The following is a 15,754-nucleotide window of genomic DNA, read 5'->3' as shown; positions in this document are numbered from 1 at the left end:
TCCAAGGAACGGATACGGAATGAGCGACACTAAAGACGACAAGACCCTGAGCGTACCGAGCAAGTCGACCCTTACTCTGAAGCGTCCGGGCTCCAGCCAGGGCACTGTACGGCAGGAAATGGGACGCGGCCGGACGAAGGCCGTCGTCGTTGAGACGCGCAAGCGTCGCATCCATCGCCCAGAAGACGATGTAAAGCCGGCGCCTGCCCAGGCGGCGCCAGCGGCACCTGCACCCGCAGCGCAGCCACAGCAGCAGCCGGCACAGCCAGCCGCTTCGACTGCGCCGGCGCCTACTCCGGCAGCCGCACCTGCAGCCGCTGCGCCGCAGCAGCAGCCGCAGCGCCCGGCCGCTCCCCGCCCGGCGGCACCGCCCCAGCGCATCGAGACCCCGCGTCCGGCACCGCAGATGCGGCCGCGCCCAGGCTCCACCGGCAATCTGTCCGCGGGAGAGATGGATGCCCGCCGTCGCGCCCTCGAGGAAGCGCGCGTGCGCGACGTCGAAGATCGCAAGCTTGCCGAGATCGAAGCCCGTCGTCGGGCCGAAGAAGACAAGCGCCTTGCCATCGAGCGTGCCGAGCAGGCCCGCATCGAAGCTGAACAGGCAGCGTTGAACCGGGCCGAAACCGAGGCCAAGGTCATCTCCGCCGAATCCGGCGAGCGCAAGCGTCCGGCTCCCGTCAAGGAGAAGGAAAAGGAAGAAGCGACGCCCATCGCCCGCGTCGGTCGCAAGGTCGATGCCGAGGACGACGATGGCCGCGCTGCACCGCGCAAGGGCGGCGGTCCGGTCAAGGTGGAAGCACCCAAGCCGACCCGGCCCAAGACCGATGGCGAACGCCGCCGTGGCAAGCTGACCCTGACGGGCGCACTCGACGAAGATGGTTCGACCCGTGGTCGCTCGCTCTCGGCCATGCGTCGCCGCCAGGAGAAGTTCAAGCGCGCGCAGATGCAGGAGACCCGCGAGAAGATCCAGCGCGAGGTCATTCTGCCGGAAACCATCACCATCCAGGAACTCTCCCAGCGTATGGCGGAGCGTTCGGTCGACGTCATCAAGTATCTGATGAAGGAAGGCCAGATGCTGAAGCCTGGCGACATCATCGATGCCGACTTGGCCGAGCTTCTCGCCACCGAATTCGGCCACACGGTCAAGCGCGTGTCGGAATCGGATGTCGAAGAGGGCATCTTTGACGTCAAGGATGTCGATGGCGATCTGTCGTCGCGTCCGCCGATCGTCACGATCATGGGTCACGTCGACCACGGCAAGACATCGCTGCTCGACGCCATTCGTCACGCCAACGTCGTGTCGGGTGAAGCCGGTGGCATCACTCAGCATATCGGCGCCTATCAGGTCGAGCAGGATGGTCACAAGATCACCTTCATCGACACGCCCGGCCACGCCGCCTTTACGGCGATGCGTGCCCGTGGTGCGCAGGCGACCGACATCGCGATCCTCGTGGTTGCCGCCGACGACAGCGTGATGCCGCAGACGATCGAGTCGATCAGCCACGCCAAGGCTGCCGGCGTCCCGATCATCGTGGCGATCAACAAGATCGACAAGCCGACGGCCGACGCCCAGAAGGTCCGCACGCAGCTCCTCCAGCATGAGGTGTTCGTGGAATCCATGGGCGGTGAAGTGCTCGACGTAGAAGTGTCCGCCAAGACGGGCGCCAATCTCGACAAGCTGCTCGAAGCGATCCTTCTTCAGTCTGAAATTCTCGACCTGAAGGCGAATACCAGCCGTACGGCGGAAGGCATGGTCGTCGAAGCCAAGCTCGATCGCGGTCGCGGTTCGGTTGCGACCGTCCTCGTCCAGAAGGGCACATTGCGTCCGGGCGAGATCATCGTGGCCGGCGACCAGTGGGGCCGTGTGCGTGCGCTGGTCAACGATCGCGGCGAAGTCGTGAAAGAGGCTGGCCCGTCCATGCCGGTCGAAATCCTCGGCCTGCAGGGTACGCCGATGGCCGGCGACCGGTTCGCCGTCGTCGAGAACGAACAGCGCGCTCGCGAGATTTCCGAGTATCGTCAGCGTCTTGCCCGTGAAAAGGCAGTCGCGCGTCAGGCCGGTTCGCGCGGTTCGCTCGAGCAGATGATGACCCAGCTCCAGGATACCGGGCTGAAGGAATTTCCGCTGGTCATCAAGGGCGACGTTCAGGGCTCGATCGAAGCCATCATCGGCACGCTCGACAAGCTGGGCACCAGCGAAGTCCGCGCCCGCATCGTGCATTCCGGTGCCGGCGGCATCACCGAGAGCGACATCTCGCTCGCGGAAGCCTCCAATGCGGCGATCATCGGCTTCAACGTCCGTGCCAACAAGCAGGCACGCGATGCGGCCGAGGCTGCGGGCATCGAGATCCGCTACTACAACATCATCTACGATCTGGTGGATGACGTGAAAGCGGCCATGTCGGGGCTTCTGTCTCCGGAGCGTCGCGAGACCTTCATCGGCAATGCCGGAATCCTCGAGGTGTTCAACATCACGAAGGTCGGCAAGGTCGCGGGTTGCCGTGTCACGGAAGGCAAGGTCGAGCGTGGAGCCGGCGTGCGCCTCATCCGCGACAACGTCGTCATCCACGAAGGCACGCTCAAGACCCTCAAGCGCTTCAAGGACGAAGTGTCCGAAGTGCCGGTCGGTCAGGAGTGCGGCATGGCGTTCCAGAACTACGACGATATGCGCGCAGGCGACATCATCGAGTGCTTCCGCGTCGAGCACGTGACGCGCACGCTCTAGTCGTCGATCGATCGATGGGCATCAGGACGCGTCGGGACAATCAGCCCGGCGCGTCTTCCCATTCGGACAGGCCTCCAGCAAGGTCGTCCGCGCGATCGCTTTCCCCGTTTTACCGGAACGAGCATCACCCATGGCACGTACGAATTCCTCCTCCTCCGCTCCCACCCAGCGCATGCTGCGCGTCGGCGAGCAGGTCCGCGCCGCGATAACGCAGGTGCTCCAGCGCGATGAAATCCGCGATCCATTGATCGAAAAGACCGTCATCGCGATTTCCGAGGTGCGCATGTCGAACGATCTGAGGATCGCGACCGCCTACGTCACGCCGCTCGGCCAGCAAGACCACGATGCGCTCGTTGCGGCGCTCAACCGCAATGCGCGTGCAATCCGCAAGCACATCACACCGGCGCTCCGGCAGATGAAATTCATGCCGGAAGTGCGTTTTCGTGACGATACCAGCTTCGACAACTACCAGAAGATCGATGAGCTCTTGCGCTCGCCCGAAGTCGCCCGCGATCTCAATCGCACGGACGATGATAATGGCGATGACAATGGCGATGACAACCACCCCAGCGACAAGGGAACGTCGAACTGATGGGTCGTCGCGGTAAGAACAAGGGCCGGCCCGTCTCCGGCTGGATCATCCTCGACAAGCCTGAGGATTTCGGATCGACAGAGGCCGTCTCCAAGATCAAGTGGCTGTTCAAGGCCCAGAAGGCCGGACATGCCGGGACCCTCGATCCTCTGGCATCTGGTCTGCTTCCGATCGCGCTTGGCGATGCCACCAAGACCGTCCCCTACGTCATGGATGGCCGCAAGATTTACGAATTCACCGTGCGTTGGGGTGCCGAGCGCGACACCGACGACATGGAAGGCGAAATCACCCAATCGAGTGACCTTCGCCCCGCGCAAGCCGACGTTGAGGCGCTTCTTACGCGCTATACGGGTGTGATCGAGCAGATCCCGCCGCAATATTCCGCGGTAAAAATCGATGGCAACCGCGCCTATGACCTCGCACGTGGCGGCGAAACGGTCGAGATCGCAGCCCGTGAAGTTGAAATCCACCGCCTCGATCTCGTCGCTTGCCCCGAGGACGATCTGGCGGTCTTCGTTGTCGAATGCGGCAAGGGAACGTATGTCCGCTCGCTTGCCCGCGACCTTGGCCGCGATCTCGGCTGCTATGGCCACATCGCCAAGCTTCGCCGCATCGGCGTTGCGCCGTTTTCCGACGAAGACATGGTGCCGCTCGCCGATTTGGCGGCGTTGGAAGAGCTTGAGGATGATGCCGAAAGGCTCGCAGCGCTCGACGCGTTCCTGATCGACACCGGCGAAGCGCTTGCCAATCTGCCCCATGTTGCGATCACGGACGACCAGGCACACCGCTTGCGCATGGGCAATCCGATCATCCTGCGTGGTCGCGATGCGCCGCTTGACGAAGCCGACGTGTGGGTCACCGCACGAGGACGTCTTGTCGCCATCGGCGAAATCGGCCAAGGAGAGTTTCGTCCCCGCCGCGTTTTCGGCAACTGAAATCCATTTCGCACGTTGCGCGCCTGATTGAAGTGTTTGGCGCCCATCTGCGCGACGCGCGTTCTCGGCCGGTGGCCGAAGGAGAAACTACAAAAAAACGCCGGGCCCGCTTTTCCGGTAAGAACAATAACGAGAACGCGCTGCCGCATAGAAGGCTCGGGATCAGATGTTCGAAGTTGTTTCCCATAGTGGTTTGATCGGCATGATGCGCGCCGTGGTTCAGGTTGCGCGCTGATGGTTCAGGCAGTCGACGAACGGGGCCCTCCCGAGCCGGAAAAGTCGACGCTCGATGGCACGGTGCGTATGCGCTCGCGGCCGATTTCCCATTATCTCTTCTTCCTCATCCTCGTCGGTCTCGTGCCGGCGCTTCTGTTCTCCGGCTACCTACTGGTGCGCACCAATACGGTCCAGCAGGAAGGATTGCAGTCCATCTTCCAGTCGAACACCCGCTCCATCGTGCAGGTGGTGGAGCAGGAAGTTTCCGGCATGCTGACGACGCTTCGGGTTCTGGCGACCGATCCAACGCTCGAGGCCGACAATCTCGAGGCGTTTCACGACCGGGGCCGCCGTGCGCTGATCGGTCGGGGCATGAACCTCGCCGTGGTCGACAGCAATCTTCGGCAAGTGTTCAACACGCGCGCCGACTATGGCGCGCAACTGCCTGCCGTCAGCGGCCCGGATGTCCTGCGTCGCGCCCTTCAAGATCGCACATCGGCGGTGTCCGGCGTACTGTTCAGCGAAACGTCGCTCTCCTGGGTGTTTTTCGTCGCGCTTCCGGTCAATCGTGAAGGGCGCGAGCCGCTCCTGCTCGTCCTCGCAAGAGGCGCGGACTCGCTCGCGCGGGCCATCGAAGACGGGCGGCTGCCCGCCTCATGGCAGGTTGCGATCGTCGACAGCACCCAGACCGTTCTTTCGTCCACCGATCCCGCGCTATCGGCTGGCGGTGCACTTCCTTTCACCTTCACCGATACGTTTCGGCAGGGGATCACCGAAATCGAGATGAACGGTCATCCGTTCCAGATCATTCGCGAGGGATCGGCGCTCACCCAGTGGAGTGTTGTCGCCTGGACCCCGATGGCGACGATCAGCGCGCCCATCATGCGCTCGATCGGTCTTCTCGTGATCGGCGGATTGACCATTGGCGCCCTTGCGGCGCTCGTCACCTGGCTCGTTGCGGGTCGTATCACCCGCTCGGCCCGACGGTTGTCCGAAAGCGCGCGTCTTCTGGGCGCCGGGCAGACCGTGCCGCAGAATTTGCATCCCATCAGCGAATTCGCCATCGTCTCAACCGCTCTCGGCGAGGCGGCCCATAATCGAAGCGAGGCCGAAAGCGAAATCCGCCTGCTGATGCGTGAAGTGGCGCACCGGTCCAAGAACCAGCTCACGGTCATCAACGCCATGGTCGGCCAAACCGCCAAGAACGCCGCGAGCGTCGACGAATTCGTCGACAGTTTCCGCCGCCGCATCACCGGCCTTGCCCGCTCCACCGACCTTCTGCTCGCCAATGCCGCGCGCGGCATCGACTTCCGCGCGCTGGTGGAAAGCCAGCTCGAACCATTTTTGCCGAGTGATCCGGAGCGCGTGCGGCTTTTGGGACCGACGGTCATGGTCGATGCGCAGGCTTCGCAGACGCTCGGCATGGCGATTCACGAGCTTGCCACCAATGCCTCGAAATACGGTGCGCTGTCCGACGAGGAGAGCCGGCTGGAAATCACCTGGTGGCGGCGTGAGGGCACGCTGTCGCTCACCTGGCGCGAATATGTGAAGAAGCTCAACGTGTTGCCCGATCCGGACCGCAAGGGCTTCGGCTCGGTTGTGCTCGAGCGCATGATGGGCGGCACGCTCGACGCCGAGATCACCCGCAATCTTCATGACAACGGCATCGAATGGCATTTCGCGATCCCGCTCGAACGGCTGCGTGCCGACGGCTCGGAGGACGAGGCCTGACCGGTCGCGATCCGGCGCCTCGGGCTTTCGGGCAAAGCGGCGCGGCCATTTCGCCCTTTCCTTGCGGGCTGTTTTAGCCTATAGGCACGCCAGCGCGACGGGTGGCTCTGCCACCTTCGCGTTTTGTCATGGCCTCCGCTGGACGACATCCCGGCCGCAGGCGTCCCGAAGATCCTCAAACAATCGATAGAAAGGATTGTCCGATGTCGATCACTGCCGAACGTAAGGCTGAACTGCTCAAGCAATACGCGATCAAGGAAGGCGACACCGGTTCGCCGGAAGTCCAGGTCGCGATCCTGACTGAGCGGATCACCAACCTGACCGATCATTTCAAGGGCCACAAGAAGGACAACCACTCCCGTCGTGGTCTCCTCAAGATGGTTTCGAGCCGCCGTTCGCTCCTCGACTACGTCAAGTCGAAGGACGAAGAGCGCTACAAGACGCTGATCACCAGCCTCGGCATCCGCCGCTAGGCTTTGAGCTTCGAGCCGGCGGGGCCGTTCTTTGAATGGTCGTCCGCCGGTTTGCACTTTTCGGCAGGCGGCGCCTCTCAGGCGCCCGCTTGTCCGGTCTACCCCGCCCGGCAAGAGGTCGGTGCGGGTGATGAGCGACCTGTCATGGGGCAGGATTGCAGGATGCTTGCATCGGCTTTGCGCCGTTCCTCCTTTCCGGACACCAAGCCTCCCGTTGTCTTGCCCGTGGCGCGTCGATAACGCCAAGCCGGGTGCGGCATGTCGGCTCTTGATTGAGCCTCCCGCGCCCCGCCAATCAAGGACACTCCATGTTCGATCACCACAAAGTTGAACTCGAATGGGCCGGCCGTCCGCTGACCCTCGAAACGGGCAAGGTCGCCCGCCAGGCTGATGGCGCCGTCATCGCCACCTATGGCGAGACCGTCGTGCTCGCCACCGTCGTTTCCGCCAAGTCGCCGAAGGCCGGCCAGGACTTCTTCCCGCTGACCGTCAACTACCAGGAAAAGACCTACGCCGCCGGCAAGATCCCGGGTGGCTACTTCAAGCGCGAAGGCCGTCCGTCCGAAAACGAGACGCTCACCTCGCGCCTCATCGACCGGCCGATCCGCCCGCTCTTCCCGGATGGCTACAAGAACGACACCCAGGTCATCATCACCGTGATGCAGCACGACCGGGAGAACAACCCGGACGTCGTCGCCCTGGTCGCCACGTCTGCTGCGCTGACGCTCTCGGGCGTGCCCTTCATGGGCCCCGTCGGCGGCGCGCGCGTTGGCTACATCAACGGCGAATACGTGCTCAACCCGCATGTCGACGAAATGCCGGAATCCAAGCTCGACCTGATGGTCGCCGGCACGGGTGACGCGGTTCTCATGGTGGAATCGGAAGCCCAGGAACTCGACGAAGAAACCATGCTCGGCGCCGTCATGTTCGGCCATCGCGGCTTCCAGCCGGTGATCGACGCGATCATCAAGCTCGCGGAAGTGGCCGCCAAGGAGCCGCGCGACTTCACCGCCGAAGATCATTCGGCACTCGAAAGCGAAATGCTCGCCTTCGCCGAAGCCGAACTTCGCGACGCCTACAAGAACACCGACAAGACCGCACGCTACACCGCGGTCGATGCCGTGAAGGCAAAGGTCAAGGAGCATTTCGCGCCGGCCGAAGGCGAGGAAGCCCGCTTCACCGCCGAGCAGATCGGTTCGGTCTTCAAGTCGCTCCAGGCCAAGATCGTGCGCTGGAACATCCTCGACACCAAGTCGCGCATCGACGGCCGTGATCTCGCGACCGTCCGCCCGATCGTGTCGGAAGTCTCCATGCTGCCGCGCACCCACGGCTCGGCGCTCTTCACCCGCGGCGAGACCCAGGCGATCGTCGTCGCCACGCTCGGCACCGGCGAAGACGAACAGTACGTCGATTCACTCACGGGCATGTACAAGGAGCGCTTCCTGCTCCACTACAACTTCCCGCCCTTCTCCGTCGGTGAAACGGGCCGCATCGGCTCGCCCGGCCGCCGCGAAATCGGTCACGGCAAGCTCGCATGGCGCGCGATCCGTCCGATGCTGCCGGCACCCGAGCAGTTCCCCTACACGCTCCGCGTCGTCTCCGAGATCACCGAATCCAACGGCTCGTCCTCCATGGCGACCGTGTGCGGCACCTCGCTCGCGCTCATGGATGCAGGCGTTCCGCTGCAGCGTCCCGTTGCCGGCATCGCCATGGGCCTGATCAAGGAAGACGAGCGCTTCGCCGTCCTCTCCGACATCCTGGGCGATGAAGACCACCTCGGCGACATGGACTTCAAGGTCGCAGGCACCGAGAACGGCATCACCTCGCTGCAGATGGACATCAAGATCGAAGGCATCACCGAGGAGATCATGAAGATCGCGCTCGGCCAGGCCAAGGACGGTCGCATCCACATCCTCGGCGAGATGGCCAAGGCCCTCACGACGAGCCGCGAAGAGCTGGGCGAGTTCGCCCCGCGCATCGAAGTGATGCAGATCCCCGTCGACAAGATCCGTGACGTCATCGGTTCCGGCGGCAAGATCATCCGCGAGATCGTCGAGAAGACCGGCGCCAAGATCAACATCGAGGATGACGGCACGATCAAGATCGCATCGGCCTCCGGCAAGGAGATCGAAGCCGCCAAGAAGTGGATTCACTCCATCGTCGACGAGCCGGAAATCGGCCACGTCTACGAAGGCACGGTCGTGAAGATCGCCGATTTCGGCGCCTTCGTGAACTTCTTCGGCCCGCGCGACGGCCTCGTCCACATCTCCCAGCTCGCCGAAGACCGCGTCGCCAAGACATCCGACGTCGTCAAGGAAGGCCAGAAGGTCTACGTCAAGCTCATGGGCTTCGACGAACGCGGCAAGGTCCGCCTCTCCATGAAGGTCGTTGACCAGGAGACCGGTAAGGAACGCGAAAAGCAGGAAGACTGATCAAGCCGATCAGCTCCGCTGAAATGCCAACGGCCGCATCGAAAGATGCGGCCGTTTTGGTACGGAAAAGCAATAATGAGAGTAATATTGCCCATAGATCTAAGGGGAATTTCGCGTAAATACTCCATGAGCGCCCGAGAATGCCGATTTAAACGTTTTGAATAAACTTTCAGTGCTTGAACAGAATTCAATTTGAACCGACCCTGAACATGCGAATCGTCGTGCGGGGTATTTTTCGATGGCTAAGTCGGAGCCAAAACTCTCTTATGTCGCAGATATGCTGATCGAATTGCGCAAGCTCGCGATCGAGTCTCGTCAGCCCATGCTTGCCCACCTCCTTGCCATGGCTGAACTCGAAGCGAGGCAGGAACACCCCGAAATTTGTTCCGACACTGGTCACGCAGCGTTGGAAGTGAAAACAGAATGTTTTCGCACGCTCTCTTGATCTGCTGAAACTACCGGTTGCAGAAAATGCGTTTGCATGTAACTTCGCGCCGACTTGAAATATCGGCATGGAGTGGTTTGCGCATGACGCTCGACCAAGCTGCAGACTATCTGGCGATGGTCGAGAAACCGGATGTCCGAACGGACCTCGAATTGACCCGGTTGATTGTCGATCTGAGGAGCCGACCCGAGCTCACAAGATCGGCCGGTAATTTCCAAGCCGCCTTCTTCTCACTCCAGCGCGCATTGCTCGAAGAACGAGAAGACGCCGAGGACCACCGCTTCCATGCCATGACATGCTTGGCTGAACTACGCCGCGCGGTGGGGTAGACGGGCGGCGATGACCGGCAGGATTGGGGGGGAAGCGATCGGTCAGTATTTAGAGCGATGTTGAAGTAGCGGCCGCGGATGCCACTCGTGTCCCCCGCTTTTCCGCAAGTTAAGACGAAATGCCGCCGTCTTCGGGTGCAAGTAAAGCTTGAGGCCCCTATACTTTCCCAAGCAAAGGGCGATTCGTATGTGGGCAGGGGTAAGGCAGCGGTTCCGCCGCTTTCATGAGGATCTGAACTTATCGAAGGATCAGATCGATGATGGCCTTGGCAAACAGCACGGCGTGCAGAAGTCGCTTCACCGGGCCTATTACGATGAATCCACCGAAACCCCGCGCGGGTTCATCGTCGGATCATGGGGCAAGGGAACGGCCGTCGCGCCGCCTAGCGACGTCGATATTTTCTTTGAGTTGCCAACGGCAGTTTATCAACGCATCGAAGCCTATCAGGGCAACAAGCAATCGGCGTTGCTGCAAGAGGTTCGCGCACATCTGCTCGAAACCTATTCGCAAACCAATACGCGCGGCGACGGCCAAGTGGTAATCGTCGGCTTCAATACGATCACCGTAGAGGTAGTGCCAGCGTTCCGATACGATAATCTCGGCCGCTTCTATATGCCCGATACCAACGATGGGGGCCGATGGAAGCTGGTCGATCCCCAAGCCGAGATCGCTTTCATCGATACCGCCGATCGCAACGCAAGCGGCAACGTGCGGCCAATGGCGCAGATGCTCAAAACATGGAAGCGGCATTGCAACGTGCCGCTAAAATCATACCAGATCGAGTTGCTCACGGCCGAATTCATGACGACCTACGAGAACCGGCAATACGACTATTATTGGTATGATTGGTTTATGCGCGATTTCTTCGCCTGGCTATGCAACAAAGCTTGGGCGAACTTGACCATACCCGGCACTTTCGAATCCATAAATCTGGGCGATGCGTGGCTGTCGAGGGCGCAAACCGCCCGCGATCGCGCTCTGCAGGCGTGTGCGGATGAGTATAACGATTACACGATCTCGGCGGGCGAAGAATGGCAGAAGATATTCGGGGATCGAATCCCAGTTCACGTCCTGTAGACGACCGCCGCAGGGCAATCATCGCGGAATGCCGGCGGCAGGAGGAATCCTGTCTCTACACGTCCACCACGCTTTATATTTGGCTTCGGCGCGTACGCCGGCAAAAGCAATTCTTCGTTGCCGCGCCTATCGTCATCGCCGGTTTTGCCGGGCTTTCGATCTTGCAGGAATGGGGTTTGGAATGGGTTATGGCAGTGCTGGCCATCATCGCCAGCTTGTTCCCGGCCTTGGCGGATGCATTGAAGTTCGAAACCAGTGTGGATGAAATTTCGCGACTGGCAGCCGAATTCAAGGCATTACAGGATCGCTTCCGTCGAACCGCGACCATCACCGCTTTGGGCGATCTGCAGGCGGCGGAAGACGTATTGGCCGAATTGATGGATCGGATGGATATCGCGCGAAGCAGCAGCATCACGCCGCCGGAATCGGCTTTCAAAGAAGCCCAACGGAAGATCGCTGAAGGACACTATGACTTTTCGGTCGATCAGCCACCGGCCGCCAAATAGGCGCTCGCTAAGGCCGGTATCGCAAAGCCGCTCTCCGCGTTCCGAGACGACGAGTTGGCCGCTTCTGGCCCATTGCGAAACTGATCTCGAACGACCGCAATGGCGTCGCAAGCCGTCATAACTACTCCCCCCAATTTTCCCCGCCCCTTCGCCCCGTGCCATACTCCCTTCGTCCCCGCCGGTTGGAAGCATTCGTGAGACGTCCGGGTGCGGGTGGGGGACGGCGCTTCCGGTTGTGGGGAACGATGCCCGCAGCCTGGAGCTGGGCCGACAGCGCCTCCGCCGGCATTACGACCGGCTTTGGCTGTGTGTCCATGCAAGCCGTGGTGCGGAAGCGAGCGATGATCCCTGTGAGCTGCGATGCGGCCGGTGGAGGGGCGTTCGATCCGGGCTGAGCGCGTGAAGCCGCATGAAGGCTCCCGCCGGGAGCCTCAGTGCGCCACCATTCGCTCGTGAAGGTCCGGTCCCGCATGAGTGCCCCGTAAAAGGGCGACGGTGCAGAGGGCGTCGACTGGTCCAGAGGGACGAGGGTCCCGCAAGACGTCGGGCGAGGCGCGCGAAGCGAGCCACACCTACCTATTTTTTCGAGGCCCGCTTCGCGCGCCCCGTCTCCATTCCGTGATCCCCCGGGCGGCGAAAGCCGTGCCGGGCAAAGCCGCATGGCCGCGCAAGTCTTGGTCTCTCCCGTTTCTCGTCTCTCCCGTTTTCGGCCTCTCCCGCTCAAAGACTGGCCGCGCTACGCTCCGCGCGCCGGACAGGCGACAGGAAACGGAGCGATCGATGATCGAGATCAAGCGGCTCACTACGGGTGACGAGGCGCTCGCGCGCCAACTGAACGGCCTCTTCGCGCGGGAATTCGACGATCCCGAAAGCTATGCGTCCAAGCCGCCGGCCGACGCCTATCTCGCGCGGCTTCTCGACCGCGATCACGTGCATGCCCTTGTGGCACTGGACGGGGACGATGTGATTGGCGGGCTTGTTGCCTATGAGCTTGAAAAGTTCGAGCAGGCGCGCTCGGAAATCTACATCTACGATCTCGCGGTGGCCGAGGCCCATCGCAGGCAGGGCGTCGCCACCGCTCTGATCGAAAGGCTCTGCGCGATCGGCGCGGAGCGCGGCGCCTGGGTCGCCTATGTCCAGGCCGATTACGGCGACGATCCGGCCGTGGCGCTCTACACCAGGCTCGGCACGCGCGAGGACGTCATGCATTTCGACATCGCCGTCAAAGCCGGCGGCGGCTGAAGGCGCCGCCGCCGACCAGATCTGTCGTGAGCCGTCAGACGCCCGTCGGCCGGCTCTCCACCACCGTCTCGGGGTTCGCCATCGCGTATGGCCAGGCCGAGTGGTCGAGGTCGAGATCCGGAAACGCCGTCGGCCGGAAGACCGGCCGGTCCACGCCCGATTTCAGCTGGTCGCGGAAATCGTTGAGCACGCGCAACGCCGTCGGAAACAGCATCATGATCGCCATCAGGTTGACGATCGCGAGCACGCCCATCAGCGGATCGGAGAAGAAGAACACCGCCGTCGCCCCCGGTGCCGTCGCCCCGAGGAAGACGATGATGACGATCGCCAGCCGCAGCACATGCACCGCCGCCGGCTGCGACGTCATCACCTTCAGCGCCGTCTCGCCCAGATAGTAGTTGTAGATGATCGAGCTGAACGCGAAGAGCAGGATCGCAAAGGTCAGGAAGTACTGCGACCAGTTGCCCACCTGGCTCACCAGCGACTGCTGGGTCAGCACCACCCCGTCTATCCCTTCGGCACCCGGCTGGTAGACGGGGCTGAGCAGGATGATGAATGCCGTGCACGAGCAGATGATGATCGTGTCGATGAAGACCGAGAAGGACTGCGTGATGCCCTGGCTGATCGGGTGGCGCACATCGGCGGTCGCCGCCACGTTCGGCGCCGAACCGAGGCCGGCCTCGTTGGAGAAGAGGCCGCGCCGCAGCCCTTGCGCCATCGCCGCGCCCACGCCGCCGCTGACCGCTTCTTCAAAGCCGAACGCATTGGCGATGATCGACCAGATCACGCCGGGCAGCTCCGTGATGTTCATCACGATGACGAGGAGTGCCAGCCCGATATAGATGAACGCCATGATCGGGATGATGACGTCCGCCACCTTGGCGATGCGCCGGATCCCCCCATAGACGATGAAGCCAGTGATGATCGCAAGCGCGATGCCGCTCCACAGGCGGTCGACGCCGAGACTGTCGTTCACCGCGCCGGCAAAAGTGTTGCCCTGGAACGCGTTGAACCCGAAGGCGAAGGCCAGCATCAGGCAGATCGCATAGACCACCGCGAGCCACCGATAGCGGTGGCCGAGCCCGTGGATGATGTAGCTCGCCGGCCCGCCGTGATAGGTGCCGTCGCCGTTCGAGCGCTTGTAGAGCTGCGCCAGCGATGCCTCGACAAGGCTTGTCGCCATGCCGACCAGCGCGATCGCCCACATCCAGAACACTGCACCCGGACCGCCGAGCGTGATCGCCACCGCGACGCCCGCGATGTTGCCGCCGCCGACGCGCCCGCCGACGGAAATCAATAGGGCCTCGCGCGCGCTGATCGCATTCGGATCGCCGCTCTGGTTCTTGGAGGACAGCACGCGGAACATGCGGGTGAAATATTCGATCTGCACGAAGCCGCTCATCACCGTGATGAACACGCCGAAAACCACGAGAATCGGGATCAGTGCCCATCCCCAGGTGAGGTCTTCGATCAGACCGAAAAAGCCGGTAATCAGATCCATAAGCTCAAAATCCCCTCTTGGAGCGTGGCCGCTCCGCAAAATTCGATCGCAACGCCCCTCCCTCCAGCACGAACGCGCGACCAATGAAAGCTCGCTTGACCGTCGCGAACCGCGCGACGCTTATCCCATTGAGGCTGAGGGTCCGCCACAAAGCAACCTTTGACGCCAAACTTTGAACCTTGCTCGTCACCGCGCCGCCCATGCTAAGTGTCGCCTCCACCCGCTCCGTCCCGCCTGCATTGCGCGTGCCGGCGGCGGATCATTGTCAGGGGAGACGGCCAGTGCGCTTCATGGATTTCAGTTCTTGGCAGGGCGTGCTCACCACCATCCTCGGCATTGCCGTGCTCGCGCTCGTCGGCGTCGGTATCCGCATGGTGATGATGCTCACCTTGCAGCAGCGCCAGCAGCGCATGAACCGCCAGATCAACGAGCGTTTGAAGACGCTCATCGCCGCCTATCGCACGCTCGGCGGGTCGTTCACGGGCGAACTGACCGTCAGCCCCGCGCATCTGCGCGACCTCAAGACCGCCGCCGCGACGCCGGAAGAGGGCGCGGAACCTGCACCTGTTCCCGACGCCGCCTCCGAGCGCCCGCGCCGCATTCGCGATGCCGTCGAGGCCGCTTTGTCCGACATCCTCCTGCTCGGCACCGAAGAGCATGTGCGCCTCGCCGGCCAGGCGGCAACCGATCTTGCGGCGGGACGCCCGATCCGCACGGCGGAACTGGTCATCTCGCTGCGCACCTTCATCCGCATGGCGCTCGATCTCGACCCCATTCCGGAAGGCGCCAAGATCCCGTTCCAGGGCCCGACCCGCCCGCAGGGCGCCGGTGGACGCGGCAGAAATGAAGCTGGTCGCGAACGCGGCGGCGGTGGTGGTGGTGGTGGTGGTGGAGGCGGCGGTGCGGGTGGCGGCACCGGCATGGGGATGGGCGGCGGCAGCCGGGACACGAGCGACAGCGGCCCGTCCGCAAATTGAAGCACGGCGAGGCGTCAGGTCCCGCGCTTTGATTGAACGCCTCGAGGGAAAAGGATCTCCATTTCGATGGGAACAAGTTTCGTTACGCTTGGCCGTGGCTTGGATGGCGCGCCGGCCGCGCAGGGGTCCGCGCTCGGTTTCTGGATGCATGATTCCGATCTGGAACTGCTGCTGAGGCTCATGGCCTTGCATGTCGCGGTCGGCGGCTCGCCGGAATCGGGCGATCGCGCCGAACGGGTCCGCGATCAGTGGCTCATGGCGTCCGGCGAAGGGTTCGTCGGCAGCGTCCCGCACGGCTTCGAAGAACTCTCCGTAACGCCGGATGAGTTGGACATTGCCCGTGAGGCGCTCCGTTCGCTGCTCGTGGCCCTCGATCAGGCCCCGCCGACGCTCCCCGGCGCCATCTTTTCGCTTCTGGGGCTCGGCAGTCCGGCGAGCTGGGATCTAAGCGTTCAAGGCATCCGCCGGGCAGTGGAAGCGTTCGACGATCTATTCGCGGGCCGCATGAAGTCCACCAGCCGTGATCGAGCCTTCGTCTCGATCGTTCAGCAGGGTGCGTGAGCAGCTATCGC

Annotated in this window: 14 protein-coding genes; 13 read left to right on the top strand and 1 reads right to left on the bottom strand. The window is 62.6% G+C overall.

Annotated features, from left to right (window positions below; genetic code table 11):
• The first annotated feature begins 19 nt into the window (after window positions 1-19).
• From infB to GC125_RS18505, 11 genes are all read left to right on the top strand, one after another.
• Window positions 20-2,725, top strand: coding sequence for a translation initiation factor IF-2 (infB, locus tag GC125_RS18555; protein WP_151987009.1), 2,706 nt, complete (start codon window positions 20-22; stop codon window positions 2,723-2,725).
• Between the two features lie 130 nt (window positions 2,726-2,855).
• Window positions 2,856-3,317: a 30S ribosome-binding factor RbfA gene (rbfA, locus tag GC125_RS18550; protein WP_151987008.1), complete on the top strand. Its 462-nt coding sequence runs from the start codon at window positions 2,856-2,858 to the stop codon at window positions 3,315-3,317.
• A complete protein-coding gene (gene truB, locus GC125_RS18545; RefSeq protein ID WP_151987007.1) occupies window positions 3,317-4,252 on the top strand; it encodes a tRNA pseudouridine(55) synthase TruB in 936 nt (311 codons plus the stop codon). Before rbfA ends, truB begins: the two co-directional genes overlap by 1 nt.
• A gap of 234 nt (window positions 4,253-4,486) precedes the next feature.
• On the top strand, window positions 4,487-6,199 hold the full coding sequence (locus GC125_RS18540; RefSeq protein ID WP_151987006.1) for a sensor histidine kinase: 1,713 nt from the start codon (window positions 4,487-4,489) through the stop codon (window positions 6,197-6,199).
• Window positions 6,200-6,402: 203 nt separating this feature from the next.
• Window positions 6,403-6,672, top strand: coding sequence for a 30S ribosomal protein S15 (rpsO, locus tag GC125_RS18535; protein ID WP_151987005.1), 270 nt, complete (start codon window positions 6,403-6,405; stop codon window positions 6,670-6,672).
• 308 nt (window positions 6,673-6,980) lie between these two features.
• Window positions 6,981-9,104: a polyribonucleotide nucleotidyltransferase gene (gene pnp, locus GC125_RS18530; protein WP_151987004.1), complete on the top strand. Its 2,124-nt coding sequence runs from the start codon at window positions 6,981-6,983 to the stop codon at window positions 9,102-9,104.
• Window positions 9,105-9,342: 238 nt separating this feature from the next.
• Complete coding sequence (locus GC125_RS18525; protein ID WP_151987003.1) at window positions 9,343-9,549, top strand: hypothetical protein; 207 nt, start codon at window positions 9,343-9,345, stop codon at window positions 9,547-9,549.
• A gap of 83 nt (window positions 9,550-9,632) precedes the next feature.
• The gene (locus GC125_RS18520) at window positions 9,633-9,878 is read left to right on the top strand and encodes a hypothetical protein (protein WP_151987002.1); all 246 of its coding nucleotides are present in this window, start codon (window positions 9,633-9,635) and stop codon (window positions 9,876-9,878) included.
• A 187-nt stretch (window positions 9,879-10,065) separates the two neighbouring features.
• Window positions 10,066-10,956, top strand: a complete 891-nt coding sequence (locus GC125_RS18515) for an SMODS domain-containing nucleotidyltransferase (RefSeq protein WP_151987001.1) — start codon at window positions 10,066-10,068, stop codon at window positions 10,954-10,956.
• Window positions 10,911-11,462: an SLATT domain-containing protein gene (locus tag GC125_RS18510; RefSeq protein ID WP_151987000.1), complete on the top strand. Its 552-nt coding sequence runs from the start codon at window positions 10,911-10,913 to the stop codon at window positions 11,460-11,462. The genes GC125_RS18515 and GC125_RS18510 overlap by 46 nt, the downstream gene beginning before the upstream one ends.
• 780 nt (window positions 11,463-12,242) lie before the next feature.
• Window positions 12,243-12,704, top strand: coding sequence for an AAC(3)-I family aminoglycoside N-acetyltransferase (locus tag GC125_RS18505; protein WP_151986999.1), 462 nt, complete (start codon window positions 12,243-12,245; stop codon window positions 12,702-12,704).
• 34 nt (window positions 12,705-12,738) lie between these two features.
• On the opposite strand, the gene GC125_RS18500 is transcribed toward GC125_RS18505, so the two are convergent.
• Entirely contained in the window at window positions 12,739-14,205 is a 1,467-nt protein-coding gene (locus tag GC125_RS18500) for an alanine/glycine:cation symporter family protein (protein ID WP_151986998.1), read from the bottom strand.
• 290 nt (window positions 14,206-14,495) lie between these two features.
• On the opposite strand from GC125_RS18500, the gene GC125_RS20105 reads away from it, so the two are divergent.
• Window positions 14,496-15,182: a hypothetical protein gene (locus tag GC125_RS20105; protein ID WP_199864642.1), complete on the top strand. Its 687-nt coding sequence runs from the start codon at window positions 14,496-14,498 to the stop codon at window positions 15,180-15,182.
• A 66-nt stretch (window positions 15,183-15,248) separates the two neighbouring features.
• Entirely contained in the window at window positions 15,249-15,743 is a 495-nt protein-coding gene (locus GC125_RS18490) for a hypothetical protein (protein ID WP_151986997.1), read from the top strand.
• Window positions 15,744-15,754 lie beyond the last annotated feature (11 nt).

It is taken from the genome of Rhizobium sp. EC-SD404, from assembly GCF_902498825.1.
Classification (GTDB): Bacteria; Pseudomonadota; Alphaproteobacteria; order Rhizobiales; family Rhizobiaceae; genus Georhizobium.
This window is presented reverse-complemented; position numbering and strand designations above follow the sequence as displayed.